A 19,289-nucleotide genomic window follows, 5' to 3' on the forward strand; every position below is an offset into this window, starting at 1 on the left:
TCAACCGGATTTCGGGTGGCAGCTTTCCAACTCTGCCAACTGACAGTCAGCATCGCGATTCCCAGCGCCAGCAGACCTGCCAAAGCAAAAATCCACCAGCTGAGGTTGGTTTTATAGGCGAAATTTTCGAGCCATCGGTGCATTGCATACCAGGAAATGGGCACCGCAATCAAAAAGGCAATGAGCACTGACTTCATGAAATCGGTGTTCAGCAAGACCATGATCTCACTCGTTTTGGCCCCGTTAATTTTTCGAATACCAACTTCTTTAATCCGGGCGACCGACATATGCCAAACCATTGAAAACAGGCTTAGAATACCCAATATAATTGAGAGAAGCGCAAACTCCCGGAGACTTCGCTCCACGGAACTTTCCTGTGCAAACTGCTGATTGTAGAAATTATCCAACCAGAAGTAATCGAATGAAAAATTGGGAAAGGTTTTTGCAAATCGCTCACCAACCTCAGCAAGCAAGGCGGTTTTATCGATATTCGGATAAAGCTCGAGGGTGTATCGGCCGACCATAATATTTTGTGTCCAGTCCAACAGAATTACCGGCCCGGGAGCTTCTTTGACTGATGTAAAGTTAAAGTCCTGACAAACTCCGGCCACAAGGGTTTCAATATTATCCAACCCGCTTTCATCATCAAGAGCCAGTTTTTGCCCAATCGCTTCTTCTGCATTCGAATAGCCTAACTGGCGCAAGCAAGTTTCATTCAGAATGCATCCCTTCGCCACCTTTTCAGCTCCGTTCCATCCTTGGTCGAAAAAGCTTTCACCGGCAATCATTTTCATACGATAGGCGTTCACAAAGTTCCGGTTAGCCAAAAATACTGCCGTTTTTACTGAGCTACCACTCTGACCGTTCGAGACGCTAAAGTTGAACGAAGGGACATCGCCCGGAACAATGTTCGAAATTGACAAACTTTTTACTGCCGGAAGCTTCGTAAGTTCCTGCTCAAAAGCTTCGAGGTTCACAAAACGTTTGTTGGTGCGCCACAGATTTGCCGGCGATTTTATGACCAGTTTATTGGTGACGTCAATTCCGGTGTCGCGCGATTTTAAGTAGTTCAACTGTTTTTGAATTCCAACAATCGAGGTCAACAGGAAAACAATAATCACAAATTGAACGACTGTGAGTAATTGTCGGTACGAGTAGCCAGAGCTGTAATTCAATTTTTGGCGAGACAACAGCGACAGCGATTTCTTCCGGTAAATGGATAATAAGATAATCATTGGATTGAGAATAACACTGGCCAGAAAGACCAACACGACTCCCACCCAAAACTCAGTAGACAAGCTGCTCAGATCGGTTTCCTGCAACAGCGATAACCGGATGCTTTTCAACAAAACGTAAGTGATCAGGAACAAGAACACAGCTGCCATGTGAATGAGAACTGACTCTGCAAGGAAGAACCGGAACAGCGCAGCGGGCTTTGCTCCAAATACCTTCCGAATACCATATTGCACTGAGTTTTTGAGGATGCGCGTGTGCGAAAAATAAACGTAATTGAAGCCGGAAATTATCAGGATATAAATGCTGATCAGCTTTAAAATTGAAAGGTAATCGCCACGGATATTTTGCTCAATCTCGTTTTTAAGATGGGAATGGGTATGAATGCTCGCCAGCGGTTGCAAATCAAAGGTATACCGGCTACGGGAGTCTTTCATGTTATTTTGGTTGTGCTCGAGCGAAATCTCCGACATCGCCTCCTTGATCTTCTTGATATTGGCCGACGGAGACAACTTCAGGTAGGTATAAAACGCGAACTCTCCCCAATTCGCTTTCAGGGGCGGCGGTAAATGCATGTTATCGTGAAACGACAACAGCATGTCGGCATGAAAATGTGAATTTGCTGGTAAGTCTTTGAAAACAGCCTCAACCTCGAGATGCCCACCCGGATATTGCAAAATGCTTTTGCCAACAGGGTCTTCTCCCGGAAAGTATTTTTTGGCAAAGCTTTCGGAGACGATAACAGTGTAAGGCCTTGTCAACAAATTTTGTACGTCACCCTGCAGCGACTTAATATCAAATAGCTTCAAAAAACCGGTTGAGCAATGATAAGCGTGGTCATCAGTAAAAGCTTTGTCGCCAACCTTGAAATGATTTTCAACAAGGCCACAAAGGTAGCCAGTAGCTTCCACTTCCGAATAGTCTTCCTTCAGCGTTTCACCCAACGCCCGCTGACTACGGGGCTGACTAACCGTCAAAACATGATCGGTGTAGGCGGATGATACAACCCTGTAGATATTTTTGTAACCGGGAACCTGTCGATCGAACGACTGGTGGTAACTTACACGAGCCGAAATCAAGATATAAGTCGTCAGTCCAACAAATAACGAAAAGATCAGCAGCAGCGTTGTTCTTTTGTTTTTATTTATAAGTCTTAGGAGCTGTTTTATCGTATACATAGCTATCGGTTTTTATTCGTACCGCAATGCTTCCACCGGGTTCCGGGTAGCTGCTTTCCAGCTTTGCCAACTCACCGTAAGCAGGGCAATTCCCAAAGCCAGCAAGCCGGCCAAGGCAAAAACCCACCAGTTGAGTTCGGTTTTGTAAGCAAAGTTTTCCAACCATTTACTCATGGCATAGTAAGCAACAGGTGTGGCGATTCCAAAAGCGACCAGTACCCACTTTACAAAATCTCGATTAAGCATTGTCAGGATCTCGGAGATACGTGCTCCGTTTACTTTGCGGATACCGATTTCTTTGATACGGTTCTCCACCATATTCAAAACCAGGCCAAGCAGGCCAAGACAGCATAGAAACATAGCTAATCCGGCAATGATGCTGATTGAATCTGCTAACTTCTGTTCCTTTTCGTATTGTTGAGCAATTAAATCGTCATAAAACTGGTAGTTGAACGGATAATCCGGGAAAAACTCGTTCCATAATTTCTCGATCGCAGAAATAGTTTGTGGGATATTGGTTCCGGTTATCCGAAAAGAAACATTCGAAATGGAATGACCTACTGGTCTAAACATCACTCCACTTAATTCCTCACGCATGGACATACTATTAAAATCAGCCATCAATCCAACAATCTGGTCGTCACCAATTTTTTCATTGAGTGGATCATCGAAACCACATTCTTTGGCAAGTTTCTCTGTTATAATACATACATTTTTGTCCGAGTCAAAAAAGGATCTGCCTGCAAGAAGGTTCATATCCAGAACACTAAAAAAAGCAGTATCGCAATCAATGTTATTGTATTTCACCTCGTTTCCGTTAATTTCCTGGTCACTGTATGAATGAATATCCAGAGGCACCCCATCCGATAAAGACAATTTCAGGATATTCGGATTCTTAAGTAATTCGGCTGCATAAGTTTTTATTGTTTTCGGATTCTTAACGGAATAATGAATGTCCTGTTTGATCAGATAACTCGTTTCAAAGCCGGGGTTCTTATTTTTCATGTAATGAATTTGCTTGAAAATCATCAGTACAGAAGCAATTAAGGCAATGGCCGTAGCAAACTGAAAAACAAGCAATCCTCTTGAAAACGAGCTAAGCCGAATCTTGCCAGCTATTTTTCCCTGGAACAAACTTATGGGATTGATTCCCGAAAACAACCAGGCCGGATATAATCCAACAATGAGAAACAAGATAGCGACAATTCCAATAAACGAAACCAGATAAGAACTGTCTGTCAGAATATTGAGGCGGAATTCGGAACCAACCAAGCGATTAAAATATGGTTGAAATATTCCAGCCAAGATAATGGCAATACAAAAGGATAATAAAAGAACCAATCCCCCGGATACCGCGTAGTACCGAAACATATTATTTCGAAGAGCACCATTAACTTTAAGAATACTTACCGTTTTCGATTCGGCATTCAAATTCGATAAACTCAGATTAATGTAGTTTATCCCTGCAATGACTATTACAATCAATGTAATCGAGAACAACAGCCAAAGAAGTGGTTTATTTAGATGACTGATTCCCGCATCCCTATAAGTGTTATTGTTAAAGATATCGGAAAGGGGTTGCATTTCAATGTTTGGCGTAAAACTGTACCACGGGAAATTATACGTAGCTTTAATCTGCGTTGCTACGCTTGCTGTATCCGCCTTCTTATTCAGCAATAAATAATAGCTGTAAAGCCTGACCTTCCACTTTCCCTTTTGATTCCAAAAATTCCCCCCACTCCATGGTAGATTATCGGTGTACAACGAAACAATAGCATCTGATTTAAAATGCGATTTTTCCTTTATGTCATCAAAAATTCCCGACACATAGGCAGTTGTAACCATATTCAGTTTAACTGGCTTTCCAAGTGGGTTTTCTGTACCGAACAGTTTCACGGAAAGCGATTTTGACAACACAATTTTATTGGGTACATCCAGAAGATGCTGTTTTGAGCCCATTAAAATGTTATAATCAAACAGGTCGAAGAAAGTAGAATCGGCAATGACAAGATTATCAATCTTCTGTACGATATCTTTCGAGCTTAACATCGAACCGAAAATGTTAATTCTACAGGCTTTATCTACGCCACTAACACTTGTTAGTAATGTGCTGTAATATTGTTCATCGAGTGTGACCTGTTTTTTGGGAGTGTTTACAAGTCGGTAAATCCGCTCATAGTTACTTTGATATTTATCGGAACTTATCTCGTAAGCGTAATAAGCTGACGTAAGCAGAACCAGTGATAAACACACGGAAAGGCTGACCACTGAAAAAATCAGAAATCTCTTTTGCCGGATAAGGGCTCGAACGACTAGTTTTAAAAGATTGTGCATTATCAACAAATTTTCGTTTATTATTCATACCTCAATGCCTCCACCGGGTTCCGCGTGGCTGCCTTCCAGCTTTGCCAGCTCACCGTCAACAGGGCAATTCCCAGCGCCAGTATGCCAGCCAAGGCAAAAATCCACCAGCTGAGTTCGGTTTTGTAAGCAAAGCTCTCGAGCCATTTATGCATCGCGTAGTAAGCAACAGGCATAGCAATCACAAAAGCAATAGCTACCCAACGGACAAAATCGTTGTTGAGCATTACGAGTATTTCGGATATTTTGGCCCCATTGACTTTCCGGATCCCGATCTCCTTGACCCGAACTTTGGAGGCAAACCGAGCTAACGCATAGAGCCCCATGGAGGCAATAAAAATCGTCAGAAGTGCCAACAGCAAATAGATTCGTCCGAAATTGACATCAGTCTGGTATGCAGCCTGGTAATTTTCATCTAAAAATGAAAAATGATATTTTTCCTGAGGATACAGCTTCCGCCACAAATTATTAACTGCTGAAATCGTCGCAGCTTGACCGGTTGGAGCAATTTTTATAAAGTAGTAACCAACAGTACGGTGCCAGTTCAGGCTGTTGAAATATAAAGCTGGTTTAATCGCCTCGCGCAACGAAAGCTGGTGGTGATCCCTAACAACCGCCACAATACGCCGCGGAATGCCATCGACCTGCAAAAACCGGTTCACTGCCTCGACCGGACTTAAGCCGATCTGACGACAAGCCGACTCATTAATGATGACCTCAGTTCGATCCTTTTTCGACTCTGCATCAAACAATCTTCCAGCTACCGGAACAATATCGAAAAAGCTGAAATAATCATAATCGACGTGGGCAATGGCAAACGGGAGCCGGCTTTCACCACCTTCCTGCAGCCAAACCCGGTCGCTTGACCGATGATAATCACTTCCTGCCTCAATCTCAGCCGTCGTGAATGCCTTTACACCCGATATTTTTTGCACTTCACTGCGAAAGGTCTGCAACTTCGACCACTCATCGGGCTTTTTAATCATGGTCATCGGGCTGAACGAAACCATCGTCTGCTCCATGTTCATGCCTGTCGAGCTTTGCTCCATAAACTGCAGCTGTTTAAATATCGCAATCGTTCCAATGATCAAAAAGATGGAGACGGCAAACTGAAAGACAACCAGTGCACGCGTTGAACGAACACCACCTCTCTTGGAATCTGGTTTCAGACTGGTGTTCGCCTCAATTAAACATCGCTCCAGGAACAGGAAAGGATAAACCGAACCTAACAGTGTTCCTGCAACGACCAGGCCCATAAGTATCGCGATAATACTTCCAAGGGGTATTGGGAAAAACTCGAACCCGGCAATTATGCAGCCTTGTCTCAGGCAAAAAACTGCAGGCAAAAGGCTAATCAACCCGGCAATCAGGTTGAAAACGAAAGCCTCCAACAAGACAGCCAAATAAAACACCAGCCGGTTGGCTCCCAAAATACGGTGTATTCCCCGGCTTTGGATCTGGCTCATGGATGAGGCAACCGCTATATTCGCATAATTCAGCAGCGATGTAATAAGCAGCAAAAAGCCAATCAGAACAAAAGCCAAAAGTCTCACACGACTTCCATTGGCAAACATTTCGCCCTCTTTACTCTCCGACAAATGGATCTCAGTTACGGGTTTGAAAGCGAAGTGAATTGTTTCGTTATTCGCAGCAAACTGAGTAATACAGGGAACAATTGCCCCGGCATATTTTTGCTCCACCTCCTTAATACGACTTCCCTGTTTCAACCTCACATAAGTGTAACCACGGGTGCCTCTCCATTGAGATTCGGAATACGGATCGGCCTCTGTAAATGAGGATAACTGACTATTATCGAGCCTCCCGGTAGAATAATCAAAGTTTCGCATGTAGTACAACAGCGCTTTCCTATGCAGTATGAGGTCGAACTTAATGTGGCTGTTCTCCGGAACATCGTCAAAAACAGCCACCACGTTAAATTCCCAACCTTCATTCAACTTGAACGACTGTCCCAGTGGATCTGTAGATCCAAACAACTTTTGTCCAAGCGAACGACTGATAATGGCATTGTGAATATCACCAAAAATGTGCTCAGGATTGTCACTTCTTAATGGTCTCGGAAAAACCTTAAAAAAAGACGAATCGGTAAAAAACATATTGATGTTCTGAACACTGGCCGTTGATGTAAAAACCGTGATAATATCTTTGTCCAGGTGAGTTGCAGCCTCAATCTCGGGTAACTCATTCCGAAGTACAGGTCCCACGCCATTAAAATTCCGTGCAGTATTCATTAAATCGTTGTCGGCAGCGCTGCGTTGCAACTCAACCCGGTACAACCTATCCGCACCTTCCCAAAACCGATCGTAGCTTTTCTCCGAGATGATCCAAACGGCGATAAACAGGAAGGCAATCATACCAATGCTCAAGCCCAACAGGTTGATCAGGAAGTTGGTTTTATTGCTCCAAATCCGCCGGAATATAAAGTTGATCAATACGTTCATTTCTCTTCGGTATAGGGGTTATTCATTTCGTCGACGTTTTTATTCGTATCGCAACGCTTCAACCGGGTTCCGCGTTGCTGCCTTCCAGCTTTGCCAACTCACCGTCACCAATGCAATTCCCAAAGCCAGCATTCCTGCCAGCGCAAATATCCACCAGCTTAATGTAGTCTTGTATGCAAAGTTTTCCAGCCATTTACTCATCGCATAATAGGCTATTGGAGTACCTATCACAAAAGCTATTATTACCCACTTAACAAAGTCTTTATTAAAAAGAGTTAGAATCTCTCCTACTCTGGCTCCATTTACTTTGCGAACACCTATCTCTTTTGTCCGCTGAAGCATCGCATTATAATTCATTCCCAACAATCCCATAACTGCTAAAACAATTGCTAAAAAGGCAAAAGCATTTATCAGTTTGGCCTGACTCTGTTCTGAAGAGTAAAAATGATTGATTTGCTCGGTCAGCAGATAACTATTTACCGTGTTTTCAGGAGCAATCGTTGTTAGCACTTTGTGTATTGATGTTGAGATCCCGACATTATTTACGCCTGTTGTTTTAACTACCAGAAGCCGCATTTTTTCGGGGTGCTGTTGAATGATTACCATTGGCTGAATGAGATCTCGCATGGAGTGTGCGTTGAAATCTTTAACAATGGCTCTAACCTTTAGATTACTGAAATCTTCCCCGGCTTTAAGGTTGTATTGTCGTGCAGCCGATTCATTATAAATAATTTGAGGAGGACCGGCTTTATAATCTCCAAATGCCTCTCCTTCCACAACTTGGATGCCAAGCAAATTAATCATTCCCTGCCCCATAATTAATCCATCGAACCGAACTTTGTTACCATCTTTATCTTTTAAATTAATGGGTAAAAAGTCATTAAAAGGAGGAATAAATGAAGAACCTGCCGATGCTACAACACCAGGCAATTTGTCCACTTCATTTTTAATAACATTAAACTGTTTACTAAGATCGTTTGAGTTTAATTCATAGACCAGCACATTTTCAGGATCAATACCTGTAAAGTCTGTTAAAGCAAATTGTAGTTGTTTGTTTAATGTGATTACTCCGGAAATAAGTACAATAAAAATGGCGAAATGCACACTCAATACGGCATTGCTCCATGTTCTTCGTTTGGGTCTATTGGTTTTCTTTCCTTTTAGCAACAATATAGATGGCACACTTACTGTTCCACGGGAAATGAATAAACCTGATATTGTTCCGGTAAGAAAAACTATTGTAATCAATACAAACCATGCCGCCCAATGACCAAATACATGAAATCCAAGTGTCTGATTCAGCGTGTTATTAATAAAAGGCATTCCCAGAAGAACAACAATGATAGCCGGGATTAAACTTAGAAGAACGACGACATTCGATTCTAAGATAATCTGCAGATAAAGAAGCCTCTTCGATGCACCTAATGCTTTTTGGGAGCCTATTTCATGTAATCGAGATTCTATTTTGGCCTTGTTAAGAAAAACATAATTGATGATTGCAATCAATAATATCAGTGAAGCAATCCCCAGGTAATACATCAGGTCTTTTGAATTTCCTAACCTTGAGAAAAAAGAATTTTCAATATTCGTATTAAGATAAACATCCGTTGCCGGTTGTAGCCAATAGTTCTTATCTTTTAATTTATCATCGTCAACCAACGATGTATATTTTTGCATGAATGCCGCTACTTCTACCGGATTTGTTGATGGTACTAACTGCAAGTAGGTGTAAAAAGTAGCCTTATTCCAGTTTTTAAATTCATCGTAGTCAGAATTATAAGCTCCAAACATTTTCTGTTTAAAGCCCAGAGCTTCTCCACTCTCTTCAATATTAGCAACAAACTTAGGAGCAAGCGTAGAGTTTGAGGGGAAATTCTGATAAATACCACATATGGTAAATGATAAGAATTCATCGTTCAGCCGAATGTTTAGTTGCTTCCCCAAGGCGCTTTCACCCTTAAAATATTTCTGCTCTATTTCTTGAGATATGGCAACCTCTTTTTTGTTCTGAGCGGGAATCCCACTAACCATTTTTATTCCCCACATATTAAAAAAGGAAGCATCTGCAAAACCAAAATCATCGTCCTTAACAACCTGATTCTTAGCATCTTTTATATCTACTTCCTTTTTCTGATAATAACGGAAGCAGTTGATAACAGCAGGATCTTCTTCTTTAAGCTGTTGTGCCAGAGGATAAGCCGTTTGAGCCGAATTTCCCTGTATCACCCGATAAACATCCTTCTTGTCATTAATAAAGTTATCAAATGACTTATTGTGGATGTATAATAACGAAAGCAGAAAAATACTTCCTAAGCCAATTCCCAAACCAATGATGCTGATAAGAGAATGAACTTTGTTTCGCTTTATCGATCGAAGTGAGATTTTCAGATTAGTGTTCATAATACTATTTTCTCGGGAGATTTTACTTATTCATACCTTAATGCCTCCACCGGATTCCGGGTCGCAGCCCGCCAACTTTGCCAGCTAACTGTCAAAAAGGCTATGATAAGAGCCGCCACACCTGCTAGTGCAAAGATCCACCAGCTTAGTTCGGTTTTGTATGCAAAGTTTTCGAGCCAACGGTGCATGGCGTACCACGAAATCGGGATCGCAATAACAAAGGCGATGGCCACCCATAAAAGAAAGGATCGATTCAGCATATTCATGACCTCGGATACGCGGGCTCCGTTTACTTTCCGAATACCAATTTCCTTGGTCTTCTGCCGGGTTTGCATCATTGCCACATTAAAAAGCCCCATTAGCGAAATCAGGAAGATAACAAAGGTGAAGACCTTGATTAATTTGCTCTTGGCGTAATCGTCGTTATACAGCATTTTCACCCGGCTATCGAGAAACTGCATATCAAAAGGTTCGTCCTTGTAAAAGGATTTCCAAACCTGTTGCAGCTCTTCAACTGCCGTTGTCAGGTTCGCATTCGCTTTCAGCCGCACATTCAGATATCCGACTTTTTGCGCGTCGAGAAAAAACAGCAACGGCTCGGTTTGATTATGTAGGGAGTTGAAGCATACATCTTTTAAAACACCGACGATGGTTATGCCTTCAATCTGTTTGTCAGCTACGGGCGGAGTAAATCCGCAAAAATCAACAGCCGCTTCATTAATAATCACCGACTTGAAGTTATCGTCGGCGCGGCTTATATCGAAGTTACGACCTTCGGCCAACTCCATCTTCATCAGTGGGATATAATCGTAGTCGATACCCATGCTATTAACAATCTTCGACACTTTTTTGCCATCCCGATCAATCTGGAAATGCAAACTTCCCAAAACTTCGCCGGGCGAGTGTGCCGAAAAGGCTGCGGACTCAACAAACGGATTGCGCTCCATTTCTTGTTTCAGTGAGGCTACCGCCTGCGGATTACAGATGGTTTTATTCAACTTCACCAAAACCACATTCTCCTGGTCGAAGCCCATGTTACTTTTTGTCAGGAAATTCAGTTGTTTAGTAATGGTCAAAGCGGCAATCAGTAAAATGATGGATAGCGAAAATTGCACGACCGTGGATATGCGGCCAAAACTCAGTTGCCCTTTATTCGAATTCACCGACCCTCGACTTACAAGGAGCTTTAACCCCGTCTTTTTCGCTTGATTAAGATACGGAATGAAAGATGCTAAAACTGCAAGAGCCACTAACAGCAAGGCGGATAAACCAATAATCGTTGGCCACGACAAAGGAACAGCATGGATTATGGAAACCTCGGCGAAGACCGGCAAAGAAATCCAATACAGCAAACCGCCAAAAACCAGCGCCACAGCAAGTACAAATACGGAATTCATAAGAAATTGCAAATAGATTCCCCATTGACTGGCACCATTGATTTTCCGGATACCGATAGACTTGGCCTGCACAAAATTATGTGATACCAGCAGATTCGTGTAGTTGATAAAGGCAGTCAACAGCACAAAAAATGCAATAACGATAAAGATGTAAGCATAAGTGCGACTCCCTTTCGGGTAATCGTAACTCATGTTACGCGAAAAATGTAAATCCCTCAGCGGAATAGCAACCGGTTTAAATTTAGCGTTGATAGCCTTTCCAAAGGTTGCCATGTACTTATCGTAGAAGGGCTGAAAGTTATCGGTTATGTCTTCAATTTTCGCATGTGGTTGCAAGAGTACAAACACATAACAGGTCGGCATCCAATAGGCCTCGGAAAGTTTTATCGCCGGAATACCGGACAGGTTGCTCCATTGATTGCCCATCGAAAATAAGACATTGAGCTTGTGATGCGCATTTTGCGGACTGTCCGTAACAACGCCCGCAACGGTCAAAGGCTGTCCATCCCGGATTACCGTTTTTCCAATAGGGTCGTCTGTCCCGAAAAATTTGTGACTTAAACTTTCGCAGATAACAATTTCGTTGGGATTACGAAGTGCCTGTCGCGGATCACCATAAACAAAGTGAAAGCTGAAAACATTGAACACTGAAGAGTCGGCAGTGTAGACTTCATCAACTTCAAATATCTTTTGATCGGCTTCCAGCTTAACTGCCTGGTGTACCGGAACCAACCGGGTGAAGGCTTCTACTGCCGGAAACTCGTTTTTCAAGCCGGGCCCCATCAGCGGACCGAGCACAGCATGTGTCATGGTATTTTCGGCAGCCACTATATCCCCGCTAATCCGGTAGATCCGATCAGCTTTGGTATTGTAGGCATCGTACCCCATTTCAAAACTCAGGATCGAGTAAATATGGAAAATAGCTGCAAAAGCGATTGCTAAGCCAATCAGGCTAATCGCAATACTGTTTTTCCGCTTCAGCAGATTATGTATGGCTAGTTTGATATAGATTTTTTTCATGGTTTTGGTTTTTTAGTCACTCAAATCGTAATTCCTCCTCCAGAAAATTCTTGCAGCAGCAAATGATCCTTCACGATTTATTGAACACCGATTTCACTTTTCGAGACCTCAACATCACTTTTCTTCATCCCGTCAGCTATGCGAATTATGCGCTTGCCATATTGAGCAAAGTCTTCATTATGCGTCACCTGTATGATGGTAATCTTTTCTTCCTCGTTGAGCTTTTTCAACAGCTCCATAATCTTCATACCTTGTTCGGAGTGCAAATTCCCGGTTGGCTCATCAGCCAGTAGCACCTTTGGTTTACCAACAATAGCTCTCGCAATTCCCACCAACTGCTGCTGCCCGCCGGACAGCTGTGAAGGATAAAGGTCTTTTTTCGCTACCATATTGAACCGATCGAGCATATCGGCCACCAACGCCTTACGTTCTTTGCTCTTTACTCCTTTGTAGATCAGCGGTGTTTCAATATTTTCATATACCGTCATCTCTTCAATCAGGTGAAAGGCCTGAAAAATAAATCCGACATAATTGCGATGAAATTCGACTTTCTTACGCTCCTTTAAACCGTGTGCCGCCTGATCCAAAAAGAAATACTCGCCTTCGCTGGCTTCATCGAGCATGCCGATGATATTGAGTAAGGTTGACTTCCCGGCACCACTGGGCCCCATGATCGATACAAATTCGCCTTCGTTGATTGTGAGGTTAATATCTTTCAACACAAAACTGCGCTGAAACTTGTTATCGTAGTACTTGAAAATGTTTTTGAGTTGTATCATTGTCGTTGGTTTTTATTCGGTCTTTTATAAAAGGACTTCGCCCATTTGCTTCTTCACTTCTTCTGTAATAATCTGGCCGTCGAACAGGTTGACAACACGGTGTGCAAATTCGGAGTCGTGCAACGAGTGGGTTACCATCACGATGGTTGTTCCTTCGCGGTTCAACTCCGTAAGCAGGTTCATCACCTCCAGACCGTTTTTCGAGTCGAGGTTACCGGTTGGCTCATCCGCTAAAATTAGCTTGGGGTTGGCTACCACTGCCCGGGCAATGGCAACACGCTGCTGCTGACCTCCGGATAGCTGCTGTGGAAAGTGTTTGCGCCGATGGCTAATCTTCATGCGTTCGAGGACCGTTTCAACCATGGCTTTCCGCTCACCAGCTTTCAGCTTCAGGTAGATCAGCGGCAGTTCAACATTCTCGTACACATTCAACTCGTCAATCAGGTTAAAGCTTTGAAACACGAAACCGATGTTGCCCTTCCGTAACTGGGTGCGATTCCGTTCTTTCAGTTTGCCGACCTCCTGGCTGTCGAAATAATACTCACCACCCGAAGGATTATCGAGCAGGCCAATGATGTTGAGTAAGGTTGACTTGCCGCAACCCGATGGTCCCATAATGGCTACAAACTCACCTTTTTGAACGTGAAGACTCACTTGATTCAAGGCACTGGTTTCAATCTCTTCCGTGCGAAATACTTTGGTTAGGTTTACTGTTCGTATCATAGCTGTAATGGCATAGAGCAAAGAGCTTAGGGCAAAGGGCACTGAGTCCAATGGCCGTTACTCAATTGCTCAGTTTTTTAATATTGCTTTTCTAAAATTTGTAATCTTTTTACTAAGAATTTCCATCTCCTCCAAGATCTCGTCAAGTTTCGCTTTTCCAATAAATCCTCTTCGGTGAGCGACTATTGAAATATTTGCCGATTCAAACACAGAGCGACGGGCTATATTTAAGAAGTTGGCAAAGTCCTTTGATGAAAAAGAGCCGGAACCTTCCGCGATATTGTTTGAAATGCTCAAAGACGCCGCCCTCTGTTGTTCCGCCACCCGAAAGCTTTTTGCATCTGACATCGCTTCAGCTAAATCCGAAAGTTTGTCGTTCAAATCAACTGCATCCTTCCAGATCTCCAAATCCATAAATCTAAAGTGAGCCATAAGTTTATGTTTTAAATTGCATTAATTCAAACTCTTCGCTCTTACCTCCCCGCCCCTTGCTCCCCGCTCCTACCTAAACACGATTTTATCGTTGTTCCCAAACAGCTCGTAGCTGGAGGTGATCACCTGTTCTCCCGGTTGAAGTCCCTCCAACACTTCATAAAACTGCGGATTTTGCTTGCCGATTCGGATCGAACGTTTTGCCGCCTCAGTGCCGTTCTCATTTAGCACAAAAACCCACTGCCCACCTGTACTCTGGAAGAATCCGCCACGCGACAGTAGCAAGGCACTTTCACTCTGCCCAAGTTCCAGCTTCACGTGATAGGTCTGCCCTGCACGTATATTCTCCGGCTTATCGCCTTCAAATATCAGGTCGATCTCAAACTGTCCGTCACGAACTTCCGGGTATACTTTCTTGACAATCATTTCGTAATTTACACCATTTCTCTCGAATGAGGCAGACAAATCGCGACGAACCCGGTCAATATAGTGCTCATCAATCTTAGCTTTCACTTTAAAGCTCGTCAGCACATGAATCATTCCGATCCGTTGCCCCTGTGAAATGGATTGTCCGATCTCAGCATCCAACATCCCCAGTTGCCCATCGACCGGAGCTTTCACATTCAGGTTATCGAGTCGCTCCCGCACCAGGCCAAGCATTTGACGCATCTTCAGCAAGTCGGTTTCCAGCGTCTTCATCGAGGTCAACTGAATCAGCGAATCATTTTTCGCCTTCTGCTTATTGATCTCCAACAGCTTCACCTCGTAGTTGTAATCTTCTTTCGCCTGCAGGTAGTCTTCTTTCGAAATCAACTCCTCTTTATACAGTTTCTCGTACTGCTGAAAAGTCCGCTTTTTGCGGGTCAGCCTATACTCGTTATCCAGAATATTCCGGCGACTCGAAATCAACTCCGTCTCAAAGTTGATGCGCGTTTGGCGGAGGTAATTTTCTTTTTCAGCCAGGTCAGTCTCGCTATTCAGAATGGTTTGATACAGCTGACGGTTTTCCAGTCGCAGGATCACATCCCCAGCTTTCACCATCGCCCCTTCTTCAATCAAGCGCTCTTTCACACGGCCGCCTTCTTCTGCATCAAGGTATATCGTTGTGATTGGTTCAACCTGCCCAATGATCGTGATGTAGTCGTTGAACTGGCCGTTTTCAACAGTGCTGATCGTCAGCTTGTCCCGCTCGGCCCGAAAAACCGAATCGTGACTGGCAAAAAGGATTTGGTATAACAGCACCAACAACACAACCACACCTGCTCCCCAAATCAGGTGCTTGGGCCTCAATCCCTTTTTCTTCTCTATAACGCGATCCATTGACATAGTAGCCTCCCCCGGCCCCTCCGAAAGATGGGAGTAAAAAAGGCCCCATCCCGGACGTCACCGTCAATTTTAGTAATTAATTCGTTTTTGAATATTTGTTTACTCATCAGTTCCATTATTTTGCAAAATATCATTCATAACAATTTGTCCTGTCTCCCTTTCCCTCCCCCTCGGGGAGGTCAGGAGGGGCTATTCCCAAAAACGATTTCCCTTGTAAAATTCAATCACTTTATCTTTCATGATAAACTGAAGTCGGGCCAGCAAGCGCGACGCTTTTACCTCTGCCAGCCGGTTTTTTACCGTCAGCAAATCGATCACATTCATGATTCCTTCGTCGTATTTGCGTTGCGCTACACGGTAAGCCAGAGCTTCTGCTTCGTATTGTTTCCCGGTTTGAGCGTACTGCTGGAACAGAGCCTCCAGTTCACGGCTGTTGTTCATCAACTCGTAATACACGGCCTGCCGGTACGTTTCCAGTTCGGTTTTTGCTTGTTCTCGTTGTAGTTTGGCTTGTTGTACATTGCTTCTCAGCTGGTTTTTGGCGAAAATCGGAATCGAAAGGGATGCCCCAACGTATTGCCCGAGATTGTTATCGAGCTGCGTACGAAACGGGATGATGTTTCCATCGGCATCCAAATCGGTTTCCGAATAACTACTACTAACCGAAGCCCGCAACGAAAGCGAAGGCACATATTGCCCGCGGGCAATAGCAACTTGTTTATTCGCTGCATTCAGCTGTGCTTCGGCAACTTTTACATAGGCCGACTGCGCAACATACGCCTCATAGAGCGAATCTGCCTCTGGCTGATTGTCCGGGAACAGCAATGAATCAGCATTGCTGTTCAATACATCAATTGACTGGCCTGTGGGCAGGTTTAAATACTGAACAAGCTTCAGGCGAGACTCCTCAACTTTATTCTCTGCCTGCATTTGGTTCAGCTTTTCTTTCTCGTAAGCAGCCTGCATTTCGGCCAGATCCGTTTTAGCTTTGAGGCCTGTTTCTATTAATTTTTCTGTTTTCTCAACATTGTATTCCGACAGTTCCAGTTGTTCCCGGGCAATTTCAACCAGTCCTTCATAATAAACCAGGTTGTAATAAGCAGTCATCACGTTAAAAGCCAAATCGTCGCCGTGATTCACTCGTTGCCACCGTTCGGCTTCGCGCACAAACCTGGCATAGCCTATTTTATTTTGAAGAACAAATCCCTGAAAAACAGCCACACTCGCTCCCAAGTTGAACGAACTATTGAAAAACTCCGTGTTAATCACATCGTATGTAGTTGGATCGATTGCCCGCCCATAGCTAACTCCTGCACCGGAAGACGCCGATATGGAAGGTAGTAAATTGAATTTGGCCTGCCGCGACGAAATAACCGACGACTCCTCGCTCAACCCGTACTGGTAATGCTCCAGGTTATTGGCAACGGCATGCTGAATACATTTTTTTAAACTCCAGGGTTCGGCGGCTTGCAGCATAACCGGCAGGCAACCAAGACTCAGAGCAAATAAGATGGATTTGGTTCGATTCATAATTCATTCATTCAGCCTAATACTATCGAGAACAATGCCAAAATCATAAAACACTAATTATAGGCAACTTAAATTTATATAAGCTTAAGGATCGTAAAATATTTTGACAAAAAAGTGTACTATTTTTTGACACATCCTTGAATTCAATCGGTCCTTCATCTAACTTTGAAAGAAAAAATGCCGAAAGGGAATATTCTCATTGTCGACGACAATAAAAGCGTACTCAGTGCACTCGACTTTTTGTTGACGCCCGAGTTTGACAAGGTTGAATGTCTTTCCTCGCCCAACCAACTGATCAGCGGGTTGCGCAAGAATTGCTACCACCTGGTACTGCTGGATATGAACTTTAAGGCCGGCGTGAACACAGGTAACGAAGGCATTTACTGGCTCAACCAAATTAAGGAGAACTATCCGGAAATTTCAGTTGTACTCATCACCGCCTATGGTGATGTTGAGTTAGCTGTGAAGGCACTGAAATCGGGAGCCACCGACTTCATTTTAAAACCCTGGGACAATACCAAACTGCTGGCGACGGTTCATTCGGCAGTCCAGCTAAGCATGTCGCGCAACCAGGTGAAAAGTCTGCAGCAAAAAGAACAAGAGCTGAAAAAGGTGATTAACAAGGAGGAGAATTTCATTATCGGTTCGTCTCCGGAATTGATGCATGTGCTGAACATTGTTCGAAAGGTGGCGAAAACCGACACCAATGTGCTGATCACCGGCGAAAACGGAACGGGCAAAGAACTGATAGCTCGGGAAATTCACCGTCTGTCCAACCGCAATAACGAGATGTTGGTAAGCGTGGACATGGGCGCTGTGAGCGAGTCACTCTTCGAAAGTGAGCTTTTTGGCCATGTGAAAGGCGCTTTTACCGATGCCCGGGACAATCGAACCGGCAAGTTCGAAGTTGCCAATAAAGGCTCGCTGTTCCTGGATGAAATCGGAAACCTGTCATTCCATCTGCAAGCCAAACTGCTGGCGGCACTGCAAAACCGCGAAATTACCCGCATCGGATCCAACCAGCCCATCCCGGTTGATATTCGCCTGATTTGCGCCACCAACAAAAACCTTCCGGAGCTGGTCGAAAAAGGCTTGTTCCGCGAAGACCTGCTATACCGGATCAATACCATCCAGATTGAAATTCCCCCTCTACGCGATCGGGGAAACGACATTCTCATCCTCGCTGACTTCTTCCTGAAAAAATACGCCTGGAAATACGATAAGCGTTCCCTGAAGCTGAATAACCAAGCCCAGGAGAAGCTGTTGAAATACAATTGGCCGGGAAATATCCGGGAACTGGAACACAGTATTGAAAAAGCTGTAATTTTAAGCGAGAACAATGTGTTGAAAGCGGACGACTTTTTCCTGCGCCCGGTTACCGGGATCAAAAACGACACCGACACGCTGAAGCTGGAAGATATGGAAAAACGTCTGATCCTGGCAGCGCTTGAAAAGAGCCCCGGCAACATCAGTGCTGCCGCAGAGATGCTGGGTATAACCCGTCAAACCTTGTACAATAAAATGAAAAAATTCGAACTCTGATGTTTCGATCCTACCGGTTTCAAGTTGGTCTGAAAGCAGCCTTTGTAGCTGTGTGGGCATTCGCTCTCAGTTGGTCGGTGTTCACCGGTCAGCATGTCCTGTGGTCTGTTCTGCTGGGAGTGGGATTGTTGTTTCAGATTGCTCATCTTATTCGCTACCAAAACCAAATAACGGAACGCATCAACTACTTTTTTGAGTCAATCAGGAACGAAGATTTCAGCCAAAATTTCGAACCGCGCGATAAAAGTGCCATCATCCGAAACCTGCATCAGAACATGCAGCTGATTAACGAATATATCCAGCAAGTGAAGATCGACTCACAGCAACAGGAGCACTATTTCCGGGCGTTAATCGAGCAGGTCGGCACCGGAATCCTGTCCTTCAACGAGAAAGGTTTTGTCCTGCATGCCAACCAAAGCCTGAAAAACCTATTTGGACTGGAGCAACTCACTCACCTGAAGCAATTGGAAAAAGTAGATGAAAAACTGGCGCAGATGCTTCAGCAAATTCAACCCAACGAACAGAAACTGGTGCAATACACCGGCAAGCAGGGAACAACCACTTTACTGATCAAATCGGGAGCTTTTAAAAACCAGAATAACCAACTTCGCCTGCTTTCAATACAAGACATTAATCGCGAGCTGGACGAAAAAGAGCTGGATTCGTGGCTGAAACTGATTCGCGTGCTCACCCACGAAATCATGAATTCGATTGCCCCGGTCACCTCATTATCCGAAAGCCTGAGCAACTATTACCAAAAGGATGGCAAACCAATTGTAACAACAGAAGTCAGCGACAAACTGATTCAAAATACCATTCGTGGACTGGATATCATCAAGGAACAAGGCAAAGGTTTGATCAGCTTTGTGGAGTCGTACCGCAAATTCACCCGATTACCAAAGCCAGAAA

At 43.9% G+C, this 19,289-nt stretch carries 12 protein-coding genes; 2 read left to right on the plus strand and 10 right to left on the minus strand.

Annotated elements, in window-relative coordinates; translation table 11 throughout:
• From AC37HE_RS15630 to AC37HE_RS15675, 10 genes are all read right to left on the minus strand, one after another.
• Positions 1–2,411: ABC transporter permease (locus AC37HE_RS15630; protein WP_500783835.1), on the minus strand; the 2,411-nt coding region annotated here is incomplete at its 3' end.
• 12 nt (positions 2,412–2,423) lie between these two features.
• Positions 2,424–4,745 carry an ABC transporter permease gene (locus AC37HE_RS15635; RefSeq protein WP_500783837.1) on the minus strand — a complete coding sequence of 774 codons (2,322 nt, stop codon included), beginning with the start codon at positions 4,743–4,745 and terminating at the stop codon, positions 2,424–2,426.
• A gap of 20 nt (positions 4,746–4,765) precedes the next feature.
• Entirely contained in the window at positions 4,766–7,231 is a 2,466-nt protein-coding gene (locus AC37HE_RS15640) for an ABC transporter permease (RefSeq protein ID WP_500783839.1), read from the minus strand.
• 39 nt (positions 7,232–7,270) lie between these two features.
• Positions 7,271–9,631, minus strand: coding sequence for an ABC transporter permease (locus tag AC37HE_RS15645; protein WP_500783841.1), 2,361 nt, complete (start codon positions 9,629–9,631; stop codon positions 7,271–7,273).
• A 26-nt stretch (positions 9,632–9,657) separates the two neighbouring features.
• The gene (locus tag AC37HE_RS15650) at positions 9,658–12,048 is read right to left on the minus strand and encodes an ABC transporter permease (RefSeq protein ID WP_500783843.1); all 2,391 of its coding nucleotides are present in this window, start codon (positions 12,046–12,048) and stop codon (positions 9,658–9,660) included.
• Positions 12,049–12,125: 77 nt separating this feature from the next.
• Positions 12,126–12,827: an ABC transporter ATP-binding protein gene (locus tag AC37HE_RS15655; RefSeq protein WP_500783844.1), complete on the minus strand. Its 702-nt coding sequence runs from the start codon at positions 12,825–12,827 to the stop codon at positions 12,126–12,128.
• Between the two features lie 24 nt (positions 12,828–12,851).
• Positions 12,852–13,550, minus strand: coding sequence for an ABC transporter ATP-binding protein (locus AC37HE_RS15660; RefSeq protein ID WP_500783846.1), 699 nt, complete (start codon positions 13,548–13,550; stop codon positions 12,852–12,854).
• 69 nt (positions 13,551–13,619) lie between these two features.
• Positions 13,620–13,982 (minus strand): four helix bundle protein, encoded by a 363-nt coding sequence (locus tag AC37HE_RS15665; protein WP_500783848.1) that lies wholly within the window; start codon positions 13,980–13,982, stop codon positions 13,620–13,622.
• A gap of 69 nt (positions 13,983–14,051) precedes the next feature.
• Positions 14,052–15,302, minus strand: coding sequence for an efflux RND transporter periplasmic adaptor subunit (locus AC37HE_RS15670; RefSeq protein ID WP_500783850.1), 1,251 nt, complete (start codon positions 15,300–15,302; stop codon positions 14,052–14,054).
• A 195-nt stretch (positions 15,303–15,497) separates the two neighbouring features.
• Positions 15,498–16,838 (minus strand): TolC family protein, encoded by a 1,341-nt coding sequence (locus AC37HE_RS15675; RefSeq protein ID WP_500783852.1) that lies wholly within the window; start codon positions 16,836–16,838, stop codon positions 15,498–15,500.
• 177 nt (positions 16,839–17,015) lie between these two features.
• Here AC37HE_RS15675 and AC37HE_RS15680 point away from each other — a divergent pair, with 177 nt between their 5' ends.
• Positions 17,016–18,380: a sigma-54-dependent transcriptional regulator gene (locus AC37HE_RS15680; protein ID WP_500783853.1), complete on the plus strand. Its 1,365-nt coding sequence runs from the start codon at positions 17,016–17,018 to the stop codon at positions 18,378–18,380.
• Positions 18,380–19,289: sensor histidine kinase (locus AC37HE_RS15685; protein ID WP_500783855.1), on the plus strand; the 910-nt coding region annotated here is incomplete at its 3' end. The genes AC37HE_RS15680 and AC37HE_RS15685, both read left to right, overlap by 1 nt.

The sequence above is a fragment of the Mangrovibacterium sp. genome (assembly GCF_059905295.1).

What these genes read in the sequence shown, in the direction of transcription:
- AC37HE_RS15635 (WP_500783837.1), bottom strand. Translation starts at nt 4,745, where the DNA reads ATGCACAATCTTTTAAAACTAGTCGTTCGAGCCCTTATCCGGCAAAAG.
- AC37HE_RS15640 (WP_500783839.1), bottom strand. Translation starts at nt 7,231, where the DNA reads ATGAACGTATTGATCAACTTTATATTCCGGCGGATTTGGAGCAATAAA.
- AC37HE_RS15680 (WP_500783853.1), top strand. Translation starts at nt 17,016, where the DNA reads ATGCCGAAAGGGAATATTCTCATTGTCGACGACAATAAAAGCGTACTC.
- AC37HE_RS15665 (WP_500783848.1), bottom strand. Translation starts at nt 13,982, where the DNA reads ATGGCTCACTTTAGATTTATGGATTTGGAGATCTGGAAGGATGCAGTT.
- AC37HE_RS15655 (WP_500783844.1), bottom strand. Translation starts at nt 12,827, where the DNA reads ATGATACAACTCAAAAACATTTTCAAGTACTACGATAACAAGTTTCAG.
- AC37HE_RS15675 (WP_500783852.1), bottom strand. Translation starts at nt 16,838, where the DNA reads ATGAATCGAACCAAATCCATCTTATTTGCTCTGAGTCTTGGTTGCCTG.
- AC37HE_RS15670 (WP_500783850.1), bottom strand. Translation starts at nt 15,302, where the DNA reads ATGGATCGCGTTATAGAGAAGAAAAAGGGATTGAGGCCCAAGCACCTG.
- AC37HE_RS15650 (WP_500783843.1), bottom strand. Translation starts at nt 12,048, where the DNA reads ATGAAAAAAATCTATATCAAACTAGCCATACATAATCTGCTGAAGCGG.
- AC37HE_RS15660 (WP_500783846.1), bottom strand. Translation starts at nt 13,550, where the DNA reads ATGATACGAACAGTAAACCTAACCAAAGTATTTCGCACGGAAGAGATT.
- AC37HE_RS15645 (WP_500783841.1), bottom strand. Translation starts at nt 9,631, where the DNA reads ATGAACACTAATCTGAAAATCTCACTTCGATCGATAAAGCGAAACAAA.